18 protein-coding genes are annotated in these 18,358 nt (G+C 66.4%); 6 read left to right on the forward strand and 12 right to left on the reverse strand.

The genetic code is table 11. From position 1 onward, the window contains the following. Window positions 1-51 precede the first annotated feature (51 nt). The 4 genes from AC2D9V_RS06670 to AC2D9V_RS06685 form a co-directional block, all read right to left on the reverse strand. Window positions 52-1,212: an ABC transporter substrate-binding protein gene (locus AC2D9V_RS06670; RefSeq protein WP_484713243.1), complete on the reverse strand. Its 1,161-nt coding sequence runs from the start codon at window positions 1,210-1,212 to the stop codon at window positions 52-54. A gap of 133 nt (window positions 1,213-1,345) precedes the next feature. Beyond that, a complete protein-coding gene (locus AC2D9V_RS06675; RefSeq protein WP_484713244.1) occupies window positions 1,346-2,248 on the reverse strand; it encodes a LysR family transcriptional regulator in 903 nt (300 codons plus the stop codon). A gap of 43 nt (window positions 2,249-2,291) precedes the next feature. After that, window positions 2,292-3,305, reverse strand: a complete 1,014-nt coding sequence (locus AC2D9V_RS06680) for an NAD(P)-dependent oxidoreductase (RefSeq protein WP_484713245.1) — start codon at window positions 3,303-3,305, stop codon at window positions 2,292-2,294. Window positions 3,306-3,368: 63 nt separating this feature from the next. Then, window positions 3,369-3,710, reverse strand: coding sequence for a hypothetical protein (locus AC2D9V_RS06685; RefSeq protein ID WP_484713246.1), 342 nt, complete (start codon window positions 3,708-3,710; stop codon window positions 3,369-3,371). A gap of 63 nt (window positions 3,711-3,773) precedes the next feature. Here AC2D9V_RS06685 and AC2D9V_RS06690 point away from each other — a divergent pair, with 63 nt between their 5' ends. Continuing rightward, window positions 3,774-4,172, forward strand: coding sequence for an OsmC family protein (locus tag AC2D9V_RS06690; RefSeq protein WP_484713247.1), 399 nt, complete (start codon window positions 3,774-3,776; stop codon window positions 4,170-4,172). On the opposite strand, the gene holA is transcribed toward AC2D9V_RS06690, so the two are convergent. The 4 genes from holA to AC2D9V_RS06710 form a co-directional block, all read right to left on the reverse strand. After that, complete coding sequence (gene holA, locus AC2D9V_RS06695; protein ID WP_484713248.1) at window positions 4,169-5,182, reverse strand: DNA polymerase III subunit delta; 1,014 nt, start codon at window positions 5,180-5,182, stop codon at window positions 4,169-4,171. The two genes, AC2D9V_RS06690 and holA, sit on opposite strands and share 4 nt — an antisense overlap. Further along, on the reverse strand, window positions 5,179-5,655 hold the full coding sequence (gene lptE / locus AC2D9V_RS06700) for an LPS assembly lipoprotein LptE (protein WP_484713249.1): 477 nt from the start codon (window positions 5,653-5,655) through the stop codon (window positions 5,179-5,181). Before lptE ends, holA begins: the two co-directional genes overlap by 4 nt. A 103-nt stretch (window positions 5,656-5,758) precedes the next feature. After that, window positions 5,759-8,311, reverse strand: coding sequence for a leucine--tRNA ligase (gene leuS / locus AC2D9V_RS06705; protein ID WP_484713250.1), 2,553 nt, complete (start codon window positions 8,309-8,311; stop codon window positions 5,759-5,761). Between the two features lie 86 nt (window positions 8,312-8,397). Next, a complete protein-coding gene (locus AC2D9V_RS06710) occupies window positions 8,398-8,970 on the reverse strand; it encodes a DUF3576 domain-containing protein (RefSeq protein ID WP_484713251.1) in 573 nt (190 codons plus the stop codon). A 250-nt stretch (window positions 8,971-9,220) separates the two neighbouring features. On the opposite strand from AC2D9V_RS06710, the gene AC2D9V_RS06715 reads away from it, so the two are divergent. Further along, entirely contained in the window at window positions 9,221-10,312 is a 1,092-nt protein-coding gene (locus AC2D9V_RS06715) for a porin (RefSeq protein ID WP_484713252.1), read from the forward strand. A 191-nt stretch (window positions 10,313-10,503) separates the two neighbouring features. Next, window positions 10,504-11,160, forward strand: coding sequence for a YggS family pyridoxal phosphate-dependent enzyme (locus AC2D9V_RS06720; protein ID WP_484713253.1), 657 nt, complete (start codon window positions 10,504-10,506; stop codon window positions 11,158-11,160). A gap of 127 nt (window positions 11,161-11,287) precedes the next feature. Here the strand turns inward: AC2D9V_RS06720 and AC2D9V_RS06725 are convergent, their stop codons facing one another. The 3 genes from AC2D9V_RS06725 to ribA form a co-directional block, all read right to left on the reverse strand. Beyond that, window positions 11,288-13,174, reverse strand: coding sequence for an amylosucrase (locus tag AC2D9V_RS06725; RefSeq protein WP_484713254.1), 1,887 nt, complete (start codon window positions 13,172-13,174; stop codon window positions 11,288-11,290). Window positions 13,175-13,316: 142 nt separating this feature from the next. Continuing rightward, the gene (locus AC2D9V_RS06730) at window positions 13,317-13,826 is read right to left on the reverse strand and encodes a L,D-transpeptidase family protein (RefSeq protein ID WP_484713255.1); all 510 of its coding nucleotides are present in this window, start codon (window positions 13,824-13,826) and stop codon (window positions 13,317-13,319) included. Beyond that, the gene (gene ribA, locus AC2D9V_RS06735) at window positions 13,823-14,911 is read right to left on the reverse strand and encodes a GTP cyclohydrolase II (RefSeq protein WP_484713256.1); all 1,089 of its coding nucleotides are present in this window, start codon (window positions 14,909-14,911) and stop codon (window positions 13,823-13,825) included. Before ribA ends, AC2D9V_RS06730 begins: the two co-directional genes overlap by 4 nt. Before the next feature lie 151 nt (window positions 14,912-15,062). On the opposite strand from ribA, the gene AC2D9V_RS06740 reads away from it, so the two are divergent. From AC2D9V_RS06740 to AC2D9V_RS06750, 3 genes are all read left to right on the forward strand, one after another. Beyond that, window positions 15,063-15,749, forward strand: a complete 687-nt coding sequence (locus AC2D9V_RS06740; protein WP_484713257.1) for a response regulator transcription factor — start codon at window positions 15,063-15,065, stop codon at window positions 15,747-15,749. Window positions 15,750-16,006: 257 nt separating this feature from the next. Further along, a complete protein-coding gene (locus tag AC2D9V_RS06745; RefSeq protein ID WP_484713258.1) occupies window positions 16,007-16,972 on the forward strand; it encodes an alpha/beta fold hydrolase in 966 nt (321 codons plus the stop codon). Between the two features lie 6 nt (window positions 16,973-16,978). Then, the gene (locus AC2D9V_RS06750; RefSeq protein ID WP_484713259.1) at window positions 16,979-17,767 is read left to right on the forward strand and encodes an exodeoxyribonuclease III; all 789 of its coding nucleotides are present in this window, start codon (window positions 16,979-16,981) and stop codon (window positions 17,765-17,767) included. A 47-nt stretch (window positions 17,768-17,814) separates the two neighbouring features. Here the strand turns inward: AC2D9V_RS06750 and AC2D9V_RS06755 are convergent, their stop codons facing one another. Beyond that, window positions 17,815-18,357, reverse strand: coding sequence for a TlpA family protein disulfide reductase (locus tag AC2D9V_RS06755; RefSeq protein ID WP_484713260.1), 543 nt, complete (start codon window positions 18,355-18,357; stop codon window positions 17,815-17,817). Window position 18,358 lies beyond the last annotated feature (1 nt).

Raw genomic sequence — 18,358 nt, forward strand, 5'->3', positions numbered from 1 at the left:
CACCACATGCTGAAGGAAGGTGCGCCCGGAGGCGCACCTCAGGTGTTGCGATCAGCGCCCGCCGATCACGCCGATGTAGTCGCTGACCCAGCGATAGTAGGGCACGCACATGCCCTCGCCCTGGCTGCAGTTGGCGACCGGAGTGGTCCAGAAGCGGATCTTCTCGAAATCGTCCATCCCATTCGCCTTGCAGCTTTCGGCGGTCGACATGCCGCGCCCGTCGGTGCAGGCCGCCGGAACCGCCGGGTTCGCGCCGAACCAGACCGCAAGGTCGGCCTGCAGGTTGGAGGCCAGCGAATGCTCCATCCAGAGATAGCTGCAGTTCGGGTTGGCCGAATCGACATGCATCATCGTCGTGTCGGCCCAGCCCGTCGCACCCTCTTGCGGGATGACGCTGGAGATCGGCAGGCCTTCGGACTGCAGAAGGTTGCGCTGGAAGGGCCACGAGCCCGATGCGACCACGCCTTCGTTCTTGAAGTCGTCGATCTGGATGAAGGCGTCGTGCCAGTAGCGGCTGACGAGATCGCGCTGCTGGCGCAGTAGGTCCAGCGCGGCCTTGTACTGGTCCTCGTTCAGCTCGTACGGGCTGGTGATCCCGAGTTCCGGCTTGTGGAACATCAGGTATTGCGCGGCGTCGGCGATGTGGATCGGGCCGTCATAGGCCTGCACGCGGCCCTTGTTCGACTGGCCGTCGGGCAGAGTCATCTCTTCGAACACCACGTTCCACGAGGTCGGAGGGGCGTCCTTGAAGGCCTCGGTGTTGTACATCAGGACGTTCGGGCCCCACATGTAGGGGACGCCGTAGTGAACGCCGTCAACCGTGTGCCAGGGCGCGTTCTTCAGGCGCTCGTCCACGGTCGACCACGACGGGATCAGGTCGATGTTGATCGGCTGGACCCGGTCGCCGGCGATCAGGCGCAGGCTGGCGTCACCCGACGCCGTCACAAGGTCGAACCCGCCTTCGTTCATCAGGGCCACCATCTCGTCCGAGGTGTTGGCGGTCTTGACGTTCACCTTGCAGCCGGTCGCGGCCTCGAACTTGGTGACCCAGTCGAATTCCTTCATCGTTTCGCCGCGCTCGATGTAACCGGCCCATGCGACGATGTTCACTTGCCCCTCCGGCGCGCCGATCTCGGTGATCTGGGCAAGTGCCGGGCTCAGCCCCGTCAAAAGCGCAAGGGCCGTGGTCGCCGTCAGTTTCAATGTCTTCATAACACTCTCCCTGTTGTTTGGGCCGCAAAACACTGCGGAACGCCGGTCTTCCGGTCATGTCCTCGACCCTAGGCAAGTTCAAAGAAATCGCAAATGCAAAAACTTGATGCACACTATCGGATAAACCGATGGGTCAGAGCGCGGTGATCGCGGTCTGCGCCGAGCGGACGAAGTTGTGCGCCGGGGCGGAAAGCGGCGCCCCCTTGCGCCAGGCAAGGCCCACCTGCACCGAAGGCAGGTCGCCGGACACGTCCCGGGTCTCGATCCGGTCGCCTTCCAGCGACCAGGGCCGGTAGACGAGGCTTGGCAGGATCGCAAGGCCCGCCCCCGTGGCCACCAGCGACCGCACCGCCTCGACGCTGCGGGTGCGGAAGGCCATCTCCGGCTTGACCGGCATCGCCGCCGTCAGCCGCCGCGTCTCGCCCTCGATCTCGTCGACCATGAGCTGGATCAGGGGCTGCCCCGCCAGTTCCTCCAGCGTGATCGTCTCCTGCTGCGCCAGGGGATGGCCCAGCGGCATCCACAGCCGGTAGGGCGAGACCAGCAGCGTCTCGACGTTCAGTGCCAGGCGGTCCCTGACCGACGAGGTCAGCAGCACCGCCACGTCCAGCTCGCCCCCGATCAGAAGGTGTTGAAGATAATCACCATTATCCTCGACCACGTTCAGCTCGATCTGCGGAAAGGCGCGGCGGTAGCGGGCCAGGATGTCTGACAGCACATAGCCCGCAACCAGGCTCGTCACCCCCAGCGACAGCCGGCCCGTGGCAGCCTCGGCCTCGCTTTGAAACGCCGAGCGGGCGGTGGCGACATCGGCGAGGATCTTCCGTGCATGGCGCAGGAAGGCCGAGCCCTTGTGGGTGATCAGCAGTCCCCGCGCCTGCCGGTCGAAAAGGGCAACGCCCAGGTCGCCCTCAAGGCTAAGGATCGCCTCGGTGACCGAAGACTGGCTGATCGACAGCGCCCGCGCCGCGCCCGAGACCGATCCAGCCTCGGCCGCGGCGACAAAGAACTGAAGCTGGCGCAGGGTGAAGGCCATGTCCGGAAGTCTGCTGATTTGCCCGGCCGGCGCAAGCGGCGTGTCAGGACCGGTCGACCGGCTTCGACCGCAGCATCGCCACCGTCTCGCGTTCCGCCCTGCGACAGGCGACCGGCGGCAAGCCGCGGGCAATAAGGTCCATGTCCTCCAGGACCCGCGTCCCGATCTCGCGCAGCGCAAGGGTTAGCGCCCCGGCCCGGTGCGGCGAGAACAGCATGTTCGGCACCGCGCGCACCGGGTCGTCCGGCGGCACCGGCTCGACCGGGAACACGTCCGTCGCCACGCGCACCCGGCCCGAGGCTGCCGCCGCCACCAGCGCCGGAAAGTCCGCCGCCGCCGCGCGCGACATCAAAAGCAGCATCGCTCCCGGCTGCATCAGGCCCAGCGCCCGCGCGTCGATCATCCCCCGGTTCGCGGTGGTGATCGCCGCCATCAAGAAGACGAAGCGGTTTCCCGCCATCAGCGCGTCGAACCCCGCCGGCTCCACCCCCAGACGCCGCAGGTGGCCGTCCGGAAGCCAGGGGTCGAAGACCTGCACCCGGCAGCCGAAGGGCGCAAGCAGCCGGTAGAGCGCCCGGCCAAGATCGCCGAAGCCGATGATGCCGACGGTCGATCCCGCAAGGAGTTCCGCCTCGCGGTTGCCCTCGAACAGCCAGCGCTCGGTGCCGTGCAGGAAGGCCGCGTGCTCGCCGTGGATGTTGCGCGCCAGCGAAAGCGCCATGCCCAGCGCCATCTCGGCGACCGGCGCGGCAAAGACCTGCGCGGGGGCCAGGACGTGGATGCCGCGCCGGAAGCATTCCTCGTAATCGATGTTCGGCAGGAAGTTCGTCTCGACGTTGAAGATCGCCTTCAGCCCGGGCGCCAGCGCCAGCCGGTCCTCGCCCATCGGCTGCTGCGAGATCAGGATGTCGGTGCGTGGCAGTTCCCGGGAATAGAACGCATCGCGGTCCTCACCCTGCCATTCCGTCACGTGGTGGCGGCGCCGAAACTCGGCCAGTGCGTCGGGTGCGAAGATTTCGTCGGTGGAACGGGGGGCGGGGTCGTAAAGCACATGCATGGTCGGGATCCTGCGGCAGGTCGCGCGCACCCTAGGTGCGGCAGGGCGCGCCGGGCAAGGGGCTCAGGCGCCGGTCCAGAGGCCCTCGTCCAGCACGAGCCAACCGGGAGGCGCTTCGGGCACGGGGCTGTCGTCCTGCCAGAAGGCTAGGCGAAGATGGTCCGGCACGCCCGGTTCGGCGGCCAGCGCCAGCAGCCACCAGCGCATCCGGAACCCGTCCAGGAGCAGCCCTTCGGCGTAGAAGGCGATCTCCTCGGCCTCCAGTGCCTCGGTCGGGGCCGTGTCCCAGCCCCCGGGCCCGCCCCAGAAGACCATGCCCTCGATTCCCGGATGCCTTCGGGTGATCAGCGCCAGCGGGGCCAGGAAGGCCTCGATTGGGCTCGGCTCGGGCTTGCGCTGGGTCAAGGCGGGACTCCTTTGATCAGGGCATTGTCCGTTTGCGGCGGTGACTGTCAATCCGGAGGGGTCATGGAATACGCGGTTACAGCGCGTCGGCTGGATGAAACCCGAAGTCTTGCGATTGCCCATGGAGCGGAAGTTGCGCTTGGAACCGACCTGGCCGGGGGGGCGGACGCAATGAACCCGGTCGAGCTTCTTCTCTCGGCCCTTGCGGCCTGCATGATCAAGGGGGTGCAGCGGGTTTCCCCCGCCTTGAAGTTCCAGCTTGATGGCATCGACCTTCGGCTCGAAGCGATCCGTCAGGATGCCCCGCCAAAGCTCGTCTCGATCCGCTACGAGATTGTTGTGACCACCGATGAAAGCGATCAGCGGCTGGACCTTCTGCACCGCAACATCCTGAAATACGGAACGATTTCCAACACGCTGGCAGGGGCGGTGCCGATGACCGGAACGATCCGGCGCGCCTAGCGCCGCGTCATCGCGATCCGGATCAGCGCGCGTTCCATCAGCGCCATGCCGGGCGCCTTGCTGGTCGAGCGCAGGGTTAGGTCGGTTTCGAGGAGGACCGAGATCGCCTGCTCAAGCATCCGCACGCCCCATTGCCCGGCCTGCCGGCCCATCGCGTCCTTCTGCTTGAAGTTGACCCGCGCCTTCTGGATGCCCACGCCCGGCCCGGCAGGGTCGGTCGCTGCCGCATGCAGGATGCGGAAGTGTCGCAGCGCCCCGATGCAGATCGTCACCGGCAGCACGCCCTGGCCCTCCAGCCGCCGGACAAGGGGGCCGATCGCCGGGGCGCGCGCCTCGGCTACCGCGTCGATCAGGTCGTCAACCTCGGCCTCGATGGTCGCCGGGGCCATCACCGCCACATCCGCCGGGGTCAGGGGCGAGGGATCGCCGAACTTGTACAGCGCGATCTTCTCCAGCGTCTGGCGGAAGTCGCCGGGGTCCAGCGCCCGGGCCAGCGAGGTCAGGTCGGCCATCGCCTCACGGTCGATGTCGGCCAGCCCCGCCGCCTTCAGCGCCGCCTCGATCTCTTCCCGCCCCGGTGGGTCGTCGTAAAGCCCGATCGAGACGGCGCTCGGGTGCTTCTCGAACAGCACCTTCAGCGCCGATTTCCCCGTCAGCCCGCCTGCCGTGACCACGATCACCGCATCCCCCGGCTTCCATTCCTGCAGCGCCGTGGAAATCGTTTCCGCCAGCGTGTCGGTCGCGTCCTCGACAAAGGCCACGCGCGGACCGGGGAAGAACCCGACCGCCTTGATCGCATCCAGAAGCAGGCTCGCATCCTTCCGCAGATCGCCCCCGGACATGCGCGTCAGCCGCATCTCGGCCTCGCCATCCGGACCGACAAGGGCGGCAATCGCCTCCTGCCGCTTCAGCGCCACGCGCATCGGATCCGCGCCGAAGATCAGAAGGCCCGCGCGTGCCGGATCGGGCCGGGCGCAGTAGCGGGCGGCTTCGGCGCCTTTCAGGATCATGGCTTGGCGGCCGTCGCCGCCACCAGCCGCGCGACGATCTGGTCGGCAAGGATACGCATCAGCCGGGTCGCCGCGTCTTCTTCGGCTGCGAGCACGGCCACGGTCGACCCGGTGGTGAAATAGGCGGTGAAGCTTTGCACCCTGCCGCCGGTGACCCGCGCCCCGGTGGCCCGCTCGGTCAGGGTATAGTCCACTACGCCCTTCAGGTTGAAACGGCTGACCTCACTCGCGGTCGTGATGCCGACACCGACAGATTCGGTGATGATTGTGAAGCTCAGGTCATAGCGCTCCGCCTCGGGCCGCCCGAGCCGCTCTTCCAGCCGCTCGACAAGGTCGAAGCCGTTCTTGTCGGACGGGTCCTGCACCCGGACGGCACCGACAAGCGCCGTCGCCGCGCCGCCCGGCGCATAGGCCGGCGTGAACCCGCAGGCAGCAAGGGCAAGAGGCAGCAGCAGCACCAAGCGGCGGGGCATGGTCCCCTCATCCCGGCGCGCTGCCGGGGCGTCAGGATATGCAGAGGGAGAAACAGGGTCGCTCTCCCCCCGAGGGAGAAGGACGGGGTGAGGGACGCTTCGCCTAGATGACCACATTGATGATGCGCCCCGGGACGACGATGATCTTCTTCACCGGCTGCCCGGCAAGGAACCTGACCACATCCTCGTTCGCCAGCGCGATCTTTTCAACCTCGCCCGCCGCCATCTCCTTCGGCACGCTGATTTCCGCCCGCCGCTTGCCGTTGATCTGGATCGGCAGGGTCACCGTGTCGTCGACCAGAAGCGCCGGGTCCGCCTTGGGCCACGCCGCCTGCGCACAAAGTCCCGCGCCGCCCTGATAGGCCCAGATCGATTCCGCGATATGCGGCGTCATCGGCGACATGAGCTTCGCCAGCGTCCGGATCGCCTCTTTCATCACGGGGGTCGAGGCATTGGCCTTGGCGATGGTGTTGGTAAAGGCGTAAAGGCTGGCGATGGCCTTGTTGAAGGCAAAGCCCTCGATGCCCTTGGTCACTTCGTCGATTGCTTTGGCGGTGGCCTTTGCCAAGTCCCCGTCGCCCTCGCCCTTGTGATCCGCGGGCATCTGGCCGATCCGGTCGCACAGCGCCCAGACGCGGGAAAGGTGCTTGAACGCCGCCTCGGCCCCGGCGCTGGTCCATTCCACGTCGCGCTCGGGTGGAGAGTCCGACATCACGAACCACCGCGCCGTGTCCGCTCCGAAAGAGGCGATGATGTTCATCGGATCGACGACGTTCTTCTTCGACTTCGACATCTTGGCCGAAGGGATGACCTCGACCTTCGTCCCATCTTTGAGCGTGGCTCCGCCTTCGGTGCGGATCACGTCCTCGGGCAGATGATAGACCGGGCGGCCGGCTGCATCAGTCGTCTTGTAGATCTCGTGCGTCACCATGCCTTGGGTGAAAAGCGCATTGAAGGGCTCGATCGCTTTTGCCGGCAGGTGACCGGTCTTCTGCATCGCCCGGGCGAAGAAGCGCGAGTAAAGGAGGTGCAGGATCGCGTGTTCGATCCCCCCGATATACTGGTCGACGTTCATCCAGTATTCCGCATCCTCCAGCACCGTCGGCGTCGTCGCGCGCGGGGCGGTGAAACGGGCGAAGTACCAGGACGAATCCACGAAAGTGTCCATCGTGTCCGTCTCGCGCCGTGCCTTGGCCCCGCATTTCGGGCAGGTGCAGTCGCGCCAGGTGGGGTGGCGGTCGAGCGGGTTGCCGGGAATGTCGAAGCTGACGTCGTAGGGAAGTTCGATCGGCAGGTTCTTCTTGTCCTCCGGCACCACGCCGCAGGTCGCGCAATGGATGACCGGGATCGGACAGCCCCAATAGCGTTGCCGCGAAACCCCCCAGTCGCGCAGGCGGAACTTGGTCACGCCCTTGCCATAGCCGTTCGATTCCGCATGGGCGATGGCCGTTGCCACCCCCTCGTCGCCGGTCTGCACCGCCTCCCCGGCGAAGCCGCGGATGTAATGCACCTTCTCGGACTTCATCGGCACGAAGGCTTCGGCCAGCGCCGCATCGCTGCCGTCCGCCGTGAACACCGCCTTGATCGGCAAGCCGTACTTCGTCGCAAAGTCGAAGTCGCGCTGGTCATGCGCCGGGCAGCCGAAGATCGCCCCGGTGCCGTAATCCATCAGGATGAAATTGGCGATCCAGACCGGCAATTCCCACGCCGGATCAAGGGGATGCTTCACCCTGATCCCGGTGTCATAGCCGATCTTCTCGGCCGTCTCGATCTCTTCGGCAGAGGTCCCGCCCTTCCGGCATTCCGCCACGAACGCTGCCACCTCCGGGTCCGCCTCCAGCGCCTTGGCCAGCGGATGATCCGGGGAGATCGCCGCAAACGAAGCCCCCATCAGCGTGTCCGGCCGGGTCGTGTAGACCTCCAGCGTCTCGAACCCCGCCGGAGCCCCCACCGTCTCGAACGCAAACTGCAAGCCACGAGACTTCCCGATCCAGTTCGCCTGCATCAGGCGCACCTTTTCCGGCCAGTTCGTCAGCCCGTCCAGCGCGCTCAGCAGCTCTTCCGAGTAATCCGAAATCTTGAAGAACCACTGCGTCAGCTCACGCCGCTCCACCGCCGCGCCCGACCGCCAGCCCTTTCCGTCGATCACCTGCTCGTTGGCCAGAACCGTCATGTCCACCGGGTCCCAGTTCACCACCGCAGCCTTCCGGTAGACGAGGCCCGCCTCCATCATGTCGATGAACATCGCCTGCTGCTGGCCGTAATACTCCGGATCGCAGGTCGCAAGCTCGCGCGACCAATCGATCGACAGGCCCAGGGGTTTCATCTGCGCCTTCATGTCGGCGATGTTGCCGTAGGTCCAGTCCTTCGGATGACCGCCCCGCTCCATCGCCGCATTCTCGGCCGGCATCCCGAAGGCGTCCCAGCCCATCGGGTGCAGCACGCTGAAACCGCAGGCGGATTTGAACCGCGCCACCACGTCGCCCATCGTGTAGTTGCGCACATGCCCCATGTGGATGCGCCCCGAGGGGTAGGGGAACATCTCCAGCACATAGTATTTGGGCTTCGCGGGGTCCCGCCGCGCTAGGAAGGCCCCGGCCTCGTCCCAGGCCTTCTGCCACTTGGGTTCGATCAGGGCGGGGTCATAGCGCGACATCTTCGGGCCTCATGCGGAATTCCGGGCGAATTTCGGGGCGGAATTACACATGCGCGGCAGGAAAGGTCCACCCCCCGCGGCCAGCCCTAGAGATTGCTGTCGCGCACCCGCAGCTGCCGCGCCCGGGTCAGGATCGCATCCTCGACCGCGCGCACCGTGTCCTGGCTGACGGTGCCGCCGCCCTGGGCCTGCATCGCGATCTTCAGGCTGCGGGCATCCAGCGCGGGGTCCTGCACATAGACCGTCGCGCGATAGGCCCGCCCGCCGCCGGGGGGGCGGCCATAGCCGGTGACGATCACCCCGGTGAACGGGTCCACCGATTCGATGGGCAGGAAGTTCAGCACCTCGAGGCTCGCCTGCCAGATGTACTTGTTCACCTCGACCGTGGTGTTCGGATCGTCCCCGCCGTCGAAAAGGTCGAAGACACTGGAATCGCCCTCGTTCAGGTCGAACTCGTCGTCCGCGTTGCTGACTTCCTCGATCCGCGCGCGCTGGGCGTCGGCCCGCTGCTTCTGCGTCAGCTGCGCCCCGGTCGCATCCACTGCAGGCCCGCCGAACCATCCGCCCCCGCCGCAGCCGGACAGGGCCGCTGTCAGGCCCAGGGCCAGGACAAGGCGCGTGACGTTGTAAGACTGCATCCGGATACCCCGAAACCTCATGTCCCGCTGTCTAGCTTAGCGCCCCAGCCTTTCCAAGGCCTTTCAAGCCGCCCGCGCGCCATGCGCAGGCCGCCGCCCGCCCGCGCTGATCGGCCCCTCCCGGACCTGTGGCTTTGCTGCACCAGCTTTGCGCCGTTTTTCGCGGGGCCGCCGCTTGGCGTTGCAAATCGGGGCGGGTCGGTTGAAAAACACTCCATTCCCGCTGCGGATTCCCCTGCGGAGGGCTTACCTTGAAGAAAGAGGGAAAAACATGAAAAAGCTTCTTCTTGCGACGAGCATCCTGGCGGGCACCGCCGGTCTTGCCGCCGCTGAGATCACCCTGTCGGGCGACGCCCGCATGGGCTTCCTGGACGACTTCGTTTACGACGCTGACGCTGATGATGATATCGGCTTCACCAGCCGTGCCCGCGTCGCCTTCACCTTCTCGGGCGAAACCGATGGCGGCCTCTCGTTCGGCGCCGGCTTCCGCGCTGACAACTCGTCGAACGCTGCCAACGGCAAGGCCGGCTCGGTCTTCCTGTCGGGCGCTTTCGGCAAGATCTCGATGGGCGACGTTGACGGCGCTGCCGTCGCTGCTGTCGGCCACGTTGATGGCGTCGGCCTCACCGGCCTGTCGGACCTGAACGAATCGGCCTTCCTCGGCAACGGCGGTCTCTCGGATGACGACCTGACCGACCTTGACTCGCTCTCGACCAACGCGTCCACCTTCGGCCTGACCGGCGACCCGTCGGTTCTGTACGAATACACCACCGGCAACATCGGCCTCTTCGTCGGCGTCACCAACCCGGGCTTTGAGTCGTCCTACGACTTCAACCTGGATGGCTCTGTCGCAACCGACGGCACCGAAACCACCGATGGCGTTGCATGGTCGCTCGGTGCGAACTACAAGACTGACGCCTACATGTTCGGTATCGGCTACGAAGACCTGGACGTTGACGCGGCTTCTGGCCCGGGCAACATCTCCGGCGACCACCTCTACCTCGGCGCGGACGCCACCTTCGGTGCCTTCACCGGTAAAGTGCGTTGGGGCACGGCTGATCTTTCGGTTACCGGCTCTGACCCTGCCAACTCGGGCGACATCGATTTCGACCAGTGGTCGATCTCGGGCACCTACGCGATGGACGCGATCTCGGTCACCGGCTTCTACGCTGACAAGGCGTTCGAAGACTCGGCAACCGGCGCGAACGTCCTGTCGCGTGAATCGCTGGGCCTCGGCGCGTCCTACGACCTCGGCGGCGGCGCCAAGGTTGTCGGCGGTATCGTCGACTCCGAGCTGACGGACGGTTCGGACGCTTCGGTCTCCGACACCGCCTTCGACTTCGGTGTTAGCTTCTCGTTCTAATCCCTCGGGATTGGAAACAGACAGGGGGCGGGCCTTCGGGCCCGCCCTTTCCTTTTGCGCCGCCGGGTCCGGTTTCCACGCTTGGGTCTTCAGGCGCTTCCCTCCCCCCGTGGGAGAGGGTGGGGGGCCGTCCGGGACGGGTTTTCCTTTCTTGCCCCCTCGCGCTAGGTATGGCGCAAACGGGGGAAACCATGTCGCTCGACCAGATCACCCAACGCATCCACGCCGCTGAACGTGCCGCCGGACGCCCCGAAGGCGCGGTCCGGCTGATCGCCGTCTCCAAGGTGCAGCCGCCCGAACGGGTCGAAGCCGTGCTTCAGGCCGGGCACCGCGTCTTCGGCGAGAATTACGTGCAGGAGGCGGCGGCGAAATGGCCCGCCTGGCGGGATCGCTTCGGTCCCTTGGAACTCCACATGATCGGCCCCCTGCAATCGAACAAGGCAAAGGTCGCGGTAGAGCTTTTCGATGCCATCCACACCCTTGACCGGCCGTCGCTGGCGCAGAAGCTGGCGGGTCTCCAGCAGGCACGGGGAAGCTTGCCGCAGCTTTTCGTGCAGGTGAACACCGGCGAAGAGCCGCAGAAGGCCGGCGTCCTGCCCGCCGATCTGCCCGCCTTCCTGCGCGATTGCCGGTCGCTCGACCTTGCCCCGGTCGGCCTCATGTGCATCCCGCCCGAGGATCAGGACAGCACCCCGCATTTCGCGATGCTGGCCCGCATGGCCGCCGACCACGGGCTTTCCGGCCTCTCGATGGGGATGAGCAGCGATTTCGAAGCCGCCATCGCCCACGGCGCCACCTATGTCCGCGTCGGCAGCGCGATCTTCGGCGCGCGCTCCTACACGGCGTAGGGTGCGCTACAGCGCACCGACCCCGGTTCCGGCCCTCGGGCCACGGGTTAAGAATCCCCTAACGCCCACGCGTAAATCACTGTAATCAAGACATAATCGCAATTTGACCACTGTGGTCAGGCTGTGGTCAGGTCAGCCAGACCCGCGCATAGGGCGGCAGGACGACCTTGCCGCCATGCGTCTCGACCCGCTGGTCCGACAGGGCGTCATGCATGCCCACGACCCCCAGGGCCCGAACCTGCGCCTCGCCCACCTCCTGCCAGGCCTCGGTGAAGTTGAAAAGGCCCAGAAGGGTGCCCGTCGGGGCCAGCCGCTGGAAGGCCAGCACGGCATCGTTCCCGGCCGACACGACCCGGACCGGCACCGCCCCATGCAGCGCCGGGGTCGCCGCGCGGCGGGCAAGGATCGTCTTCGTCCCCCAGAACACCCGCGCCGCCGGGGTATCGCCCGAATGCCGCGCCCCGGCCAGCCCCCAGTCCATCCGGGGACGGTGGACCCACCGGCTGTCATGGGCGTGGTGGGGATCGTCAAGGTAGCCGTAGTCGTTCTTCAGCGCCAGCTCGTCGCCCATGTAGATCAGCGGGATGCCGCCCCAGGCCGCGATCAGGGCGTGCCCCATCAGGACGCGCTGCACCGCCATCTCGATCCCGGCAAGGTCGCCATCGGCCTCCGCCCGCTCCAGTCCCGCAAGGCTGGCGAACGACCCCGAGATCCGCTTGTCCCCCGTCGCCTCGTTGACCTGGAAGAGGGCACCCTTCGCGAAGGTGCCGGGAAAGCTGCCCTCGTAGAAGTCCGACAGAAAGCTGCGGTGCCCCTGCCCCGACAGCCCCACGGCCGCCGCATCCTCATCCGTCACCGCCCAGCCGATGTCGTCGTGGCAGCGGATATAGGTCGCGTAGGTGGCGTTGGTCAGCCGGTCGGGGAAATGGGTGGCCAGGACATGCGTCATCAAACGGGTGTCCCGCGTGGCCAGCGCCGACCAGAACTGCACCATCAGCGAGTTGTGGTAGGCGAGGTTCCCCTCCCTCCCGTCATGCTTGCCCCGGCCAAGATAGGGCAGCATCTCCGCCGGTGCGACGATCGCCTCTTCCAGGTGAATCACCGCCGCGCTCGCGATCCGGGAACAGGCCCGCAGCGCCTGAAGAAGCATGTGAACCTCGGGCTCGGACTGGCAGCGGGTGCCCATCCGCTTCCACATGAAGGCCACGGCATCCAGGCGCAGGACATCGACGCCCTTGTTCGCCAGGAACAGCATCACCTCGACGATCTCAAGGAACACCGCCGGATTGGCCCAGTTCAGGTCCCACTGGTGTTCATTGAAGGTGGTCCAGACCCATTTCCCGATCTCGGGGTAATGGGTGAAGTTGCCGGGCGCGTTGTCGGGAAAGACCTCGACCAGCGTGCGTTCGTACTGGTCCGGCAGGTCGGGGCTGTCGAACATCAGGTAGTAGTCCTGATAGACCGGGTCGCCCTTCGCCGCCTTTTTCGCCCAGGCATGTTCCTTCGCCGTGTGGTTCAGGACAAGGTCGACACAGAGCGACATCCCCCGTTCCCGCAGGGCGGCGCTGACGGCCTCGAAGTCGGCCATCGTCCCGAAGGCGGGGTTGATCTGACGGTAGTCCATCACCGAATAGCCGCCGTCGCTGTCACCCGGACGGGGCTTCAGGCAGGGCATCAGGTGGACGTAGGTGATCCCGAGGTCCTGCAGGTAGTCGAGCTTCTCCAGCACCCCCTGAAGGTTGCCCGCGAAGCGGTCGATGTAGAAGACATAGCCCGCCATACCGGGCCGCTGGAACCAGTCGGGTTCAAGGTCGCGGGCCAGGTCCAGCCGCTTCAGGTCCGTCGGGCGGTCCTTCCAGCCCTTGCGCAGCGCCTTGACCAGCCTGTCGCGGAAGTCCGGATAATCCCCTCGCGCGCCGTAAAGCGCCTCGAGCATCGGGAAGAGATCGGGTGCGGAGCGGGCCAGCCGCAAGTCGAAGATGTCGTCATCCGTGCCGGACGGCGTTCTGGCCATGTCGGTCCTCCCCTTTGGCGCGGGAGACTAGGAAATCCAAAGCGGTTTGGGAAGAGGTCTTCGGCCCACTCATCCCTCCCCTTCGGTCGGTCTTCGTCAAGCGTCAGGCGAAGACCGACCGAAGGAAGGGATGAGCGCCGGTTCAGGTCCGAGGACGGACAATCAGGCGCGTCTGGTAGGTGATCCTCGGGGCGATCCAGTGCAGGGCGCGGCGGGGCAGGGCGACGCAGCCTGCCGTGGGCGCGCCGGGGCGGCGCCACTGGTGGATGAAGATCGCCGACCCGCGCCCGGGTTCGGCATGGGGCCAGTTCCAGTCGGTCAGGATCACCAGGTCATACATCGGGTCGGCCCGGCGCAGGCGTTCATGGCTGAACCCGTGCGGCGCGCGGACCATCAGGTTGTAATCCTCGTCCCGTGGATCGTCGGACCAAAGGTCGGAGGGCCCGATCGGCAGCGCCCAGTCCGCAGGGCGGGGCAGGCGATCCGGGCGGTAGAGCATCCCCACAAGCCGATGAACCCCCGCCGGCGTCGCGCCATCCCCTTCGCGTTTCGCCCCCGGCGGGACGATCCCACCCCGGCCGAGGGCACAGGGGAACCGCCGCCCCAGAAAGCGCAGGCTCATCGGGGTGACGACAAGGTCTTCCGGCGTCACGGCAGGTGGCCCGACTTTGCCGCCTTCGTCGCAAGGTAGCCCCGGTTCTCGACCGTCTGGCCGACATGCAGCGGCACGCGTTCGGTCACCGCCAGGCCGCAGGATTCCATCATCGCCAGTTTCCTGGGGTTGTTTGTCATCAGCCGCACGGCCGAGAAGCCCAGCTTCCGCAGGATCTGCGCGCCGATGCGGAAGTCGCGCTCGTCATCCTCGAACCCGAGCCGGTGGTTCGCCTCGACCGTGTCGAACCCCTGATCCTGCAGGGAATAGGCGCGCATCTTGTTGGCAAGGCCGATCCCGCGGCCTTCCTGGTTGAGGTACAGGAGCACCCCGGCCCCTTCCGCCCCCATCTGCGCCAGCGCGGCGCGAAGCTGGGGGCCGCAGTCGCATTTCAGGCTGCCCAGCACATCGCCGGTGAAGCAGGCCGAATGGACGCGGGCCAGCACCGGCTTCGACCGGTCAGGGCGGCCGATCTCGATCGCGTAGTGTTCGTCCCCGCCTTCGTCGGGGCGGAAGACATGGACACGCCCCGCCTCGCTCGCGACCAGCGGCACCCGGGCCGAGACGACCTCGGCCAAGGGGGGCATCGCCGCAAGGGCGGGGGCAATCTCGTCCAGCGTCAGAAGCGTCAGGCCATGCCGCCCGGCAAGCATCAGCGCGTCAGTGACCGGCACGACAAGGGCGGCCGGCAGAAGATGCGCGGCCTTGGCCAGCGAAAGGGCCGCGCGGTGCAGATCGGCCGACCCCTCGCGCAGCGTGACGAGCGGCCCTTTCATCGGCGTCCGCATGTCATCCGCCGGATCGGCCAGCGACCGCAGCCAGTCAAGCCCGGCATCCGCCGGCGGCCGGATCCGCGCCAGGTCACCGTCATAGGCCCGCGCCTTCAGCGTCTCGGCCCGCCGTGCGGTGATCGCCAGCTCCAGCGGCCCCATTGCGCGAAGCTCTGCCAGCCGGGCCGTGTCCAGCGCCTCCACCGCCGCCACCAGCGCAGCCCCCGACGGTCCCGCCAGAAGGACGGGAACCCCCATGCGAAGGTCACCCTTGGCGCGGCTCAAGCGTTCGGTCGGGGAAAGCGTCAGGCTCATGCGTCCCTCCATACCGTCCGGCCTGTGAAATTGAAACATTGCGCGGCCTGCTCACACGACCGCGTGAGGTTTTCGTCGCATATCTTGCAGGGTCCGTGAACGGCACGCATTTCACCCCGAAAGGCTCCTGAACAGGCGAAGGACGCACCAGATGGCCCAACTGCGGAAAATCCTGCTGGTTGATGACGACGAAGACCTGCGTGAGGCGCTGAGCGAGCAGCTGGTGATGACCGAAGACTTCGACGTCTTCGAAGCCGGTACCGGCGCCGAGGGGATGGAGAAGGTCAAGGCCGGCCTTTTCGACCTCGTGATCCTGGATGTCGGCCTGCCCGACACCGACGGGCGCGAGCTCTGCCGCCGGATGCGCAAGCAGGGCGTCAAATGCCCGATCCTGATGCTGACCGGCCATGATACCGACAGCGACACGATCCTAGGCCTTGATGCCGGGGCAAATGACTATGTGACGAAGCCCTTCAAGTTCCCGGTGCTTCTGGCCCGCATCCGCGCGCAGCTTCGCACGCATGAACAATCCGAGGATGCGGTCTTCCAGATGGGCCCCTACACCTTCAAGCCGGCGCAGAAGATGCTGCTGGACGAGAAGGAAAAGAAGATCCGTCTGACCGAGAAAGAGACGAATATCCTGAAATACCTCTACCGCGCGCAGTCCGGCGTGGTGGCACGGGATGTCCTTCTGCACGAGGTCTGGGGGTACAACGCCGGGGTCACCACCCATACGCTGGAAACCCACATCTACCGCCTGCGCCAGAAGATCGAGCCCGATCCCTCGAACGCGCGCCTTCTGGTGACCGAAAGCGGGGGTTACCGGCTGGTGGCCTGACGTAGCGGCAGTACTGTGGCGGCGCGGCAACTCTGTGCTGCGTCTGCCTTGCAACAGCCCCGAAATCTTGCGCATCAGGGCTTATTGTTGCCGGAATTGCTTGCTACCTTTCTCGCATGCACCGGTTGTGCAGCAAGTTCCCCTGGTCGCGTCGGGGTTATGGCGCGGCATCCTCCCTGTTGGACCTGGCCGGGCCGTTTGCCCGGCCTTTTTTTGTCGTGATTGCAGGAAGGGGCCAAGGCTGCTAGCCGAGGGCGATGCGCACGCTTGTCGCCCTGTTGGTCATTCTGGTCAGTCTGGCTGCAATCCTTCTGGGCGGGCTGCGTCTTGCGTCGATGATTCGCGAGGTTGGCGTCCTTCCCGTCCGCATCCCGGAAGAGGGGCGGATGGTCGAAACGGCGCTTGGCCCGATCTATGTCGAAGAGCTTGGCCCTGAAGCCGGCACGCCGGTTCTTCTGGTGCACGGCTCGATCGGCTGGTCGCGGATCTGGCGCCCGACGGTTGAGGCGCTGGCGGCCGCGGGTTATCGCGCCATCGCCTTCGACATGCCGCCGATGGGCTGGTCCTTCCGCGATCCTGGCGGCGATTACAGCCGACAGGCGCAAGCGAGGCGCCTTCTGGCGCTGGTCGAAGCCCTTGGGGTCAGGCCGATCCTCGTCGCCCATTCCATCGGCGCGGGCCCGGCGGCAGAGGCGGCGATGATGGAGCCCGAGGCGATTGCCGGGCTGGTCGTGGTTTCGGGACAGATCGGCCTTGGCCGCGACGGGACGGGCCAGACCCCGCCCTGGCCGCTAGGGTATCCGGTGATGCGCGAACTGGTGATCTCGGCAACGCTGACCAATCCCATTGCCACCGGCGCGATCGTCCGGCGCTTCCTGCATCAGCAGGACGCCGCGACCCCTGCGCTGATCGAAATGCTGAACCGACCCAATCGGCGCGCGGGAACGACCGCGGCCCTGGCCGCATGGATGCCAAGCCAGATCATCGCGCCCGCCGGGGCACTGTCGACCAGCGCTGAGGCATGGGCCAAGCTTACCCTGCCGCTGGCCCTGATCTGCGGCGACCGGGACAGCGCCACGCCGCTGGAAGAAGCCCAAGCCCTTGCCAACCTGACCGGCGCGCCGCTTTCCATTCTGCCCGATGTGGGCCATATACCCCTGATCGAGGCGCCGGCCGCGTTTCAGGCCGCACTGATCGCAGCCCTGGCCGACATGACACGCTGAGGACCCATGCCCTTCACCCTTGCCACCTGGAACATCAACTCGGTCCGCCTGCGCGAGGGGCTGGTCGCCCGGCTGCTGGCTGAGGATTCCCCGGACATCCTCTGCCTGCAGGAATGCAAAAGCCCGGTGGAAAACATTCCCCTGGCCCAGTTCCAGGCGCTTGGCTACCGCTACCTCGTCGCGCGCGGGCAGAAGGGCTACAACGGTGTGGCGATCCTGTCGAAGCTGCCGATCACCGATGCCGGCGACCGGGATTTCGCCCAGCTTGGTCATGCGCGCCACGTTGCGGCGCGGCTGGAAAACGGGGTGACGATCCACAACTGCTATGTCCCGGCAGGCGGCGATATCCCGGACCGCGAAGAGAACGTGAAGTTCGGCCAGAAGCTCGATTTCCTGACCGAGATGCGCGACCATTTCCACCAGGACTGCCCCGACCGCGCGATCCTGGTGGGCGACCTCAACATCGCCCCGCGTGAGGACGACGTCTGGAACCACAAGGCACTGCTGAAGATCGTCAGCCACACGCCGGTGGAGGTGGAGCATTTCGCAGAGGTCATGGATGCCGGGAAATGGCAGGACGTGACCCGCAAGGACATTCCCGACGGGCGGCTTTACAGCTGGTGGAGCTACCGCTCGGCCGACTGGGACGCAGCCGACAAGGGCCGCCGTCTGGACCATGTCTGGGCGACGCCCGATATCGTCGGCGCAGCGCACAGCAGCCGCATCCCCCGCGCCGTGCGCGGCTGGGAGCAGCCGTCAGACCATGTGCCGGTTTTCGCGACGTTCGATCTTTAGGCGATCCGCGCGACAGCGACGAGAAGACGAAGGCGCACGAGGAGCCGTTACTGCCCGGCGACGAAGGCCGACATGATCGCCTTGGCGCTGTCGCTGTCCCATTCGGCATCGCCGATGAGGCGGGCAACCTCCTGCCCCTCGGGGTTCAGGATCACCGTGACCGGCAGGCCCATCACGCTCATCCCGCGCGCCAGTTCGGACGTCGGGTCGCGCAGGATGGGCAGGTTGACGATCGATTCTTCGGCAAAGAACTTCTCTATCCCGGTGACCGAGTTCCGCCCCGTCGCCACCGGAACCACGGCAATCTCGGGCATCGAAGCCTGCAGCCGATCGAGCGAGGGCATTTCGTGCCGGCAGGGCGCGCACCAAGTGGCCCAGAAGTTCAGCACCACCCACTTGCCGCGATACTCGGCCAGCGATCGGGGGGCGTCATCGGCATCGACCAGCCCGACCTCGGGCACCGGCGCGGGCGCCTCGTGCAGGGCAAGCTTCTTCATGTCGCCGTCACGCAGCGCCGCGACGTCCGCCAGAGCCGCGTTTGCACCAAGCAGGAAGGCCGTATAAACGACCGTGAGAGTTTTCCGCAGCATC

This window comes from Tabrizicola sp. T46 (assembly GCF_057219895.1).

Coding starts and splice junctions, on each gene's coding strand:
- AC2D9V_RS06680 (WP_484713245.1), bottom strand. CDS start 3,305: ATGCATGTGCTTTACGACCCCGCCCCCCGTTCCACCGACGAAATCTTC.
- AC2D9V_RS06675 (WP_484713244.1), bottom strand. CDS start 2,248: ATGGCCTTCACCCTGCGCCAGCTTCAGTTCTTTGTCGCCGCGGCCGAG.
- AC2D9V_RS06715 (WP_484713252.1), top strand. CDS start 9,221: ATGAAAAAGCTTCTTCTTGCGACGAGCATCCTGGCGGGCACCGCCGGT.
- AC2D9V_RS06670 (WP_484713243.1), bottom strand. CDS start 1,212: ATGAAGACATTGAAACTGACGGCGACCACGGCCCTTGCGCTTTTGACG.
- AC2D9V_RS06755 (WP_484713260.1), bottom strand. CDS start 18,357: ATGCTGCGGAAAACTCTCACGGTCGTTTATACGGCCTTCCTGCTTGGT.
- ribA (WP_484713256.1), bottom strand. CDS start 14,911: ATGAGCCTGACGCTTTCCCCGACCGAACGCTTGAGCCGCGCCAAGGGT.
- AC2D9V_RS06725 (WP_484713254.1), bottom strand. CDS start 13,174: ATGGCCAGAACGCCGTCCGGCACGGATGACGACATCTTCGACTTGCGG.
- AC2D9V_RS06690 (WP_484713247.1), top strand. CDS start 3,774: ATGGAATACGCGGTTACAGCGCGTCGGCTGGATGAAACCCGAAGTCTT.
- leuS (WP_484713250.1), bottom strand. CDS start 8,311: ATGTCGCGCTATGACCCCGCCCTGATCGAACCCAAGTGGCAGAAGGCC.
- holA (WP_484713248.1), bottom strand. CDS start 5,182: ATGATCCTGAAAGGCGCCGAAGCCGCCCGCTACTGCGCCCGGCCCGAT.
- AC2D9V_RS06710 (WP_484713251.1), bottom strand. CDS start 8,970: ATGAGGTTTCGGGGTATCCGGATGCAGTCTTACAACGTCACGCGCCTT.
- AC2D9V_RS06745 (WP_484713258.1), top strand. CDS start 16,007: ATGCGCACGCTTGTCGCCCTGTTGGTCATTCTGGTCAGTCTGGCTGCA.
- AC2D9V_RS06740 (WP_484713257.1), top strand. CDS start 15,063: ATGGCCCAACTGCGGAAAATCCTGCTGGTTGATGACGACGAAGACCTG.
- AC2D9V_RS06720 (WP_484713253.1), top strand. CDS start 10,504: ATGTCGCTCGACCAGATCACCCAACGCATCCACGCCGCTGAACGTGCC.
- lptE (WP_484713249.1), bottom strand. CDS start 5,655: ATGCCCCGCCGCTTGGTGCTGCTGCTGCCTCTTGCCCTTGCTGCCTGC.
- AC2D9V_RS06750 (WP_484713259.1), top strand. CDS start 16,979: ATGCCCTTCACCCTTGCCACCTGGAACATCAACTCGGTCCGCCTGCGC.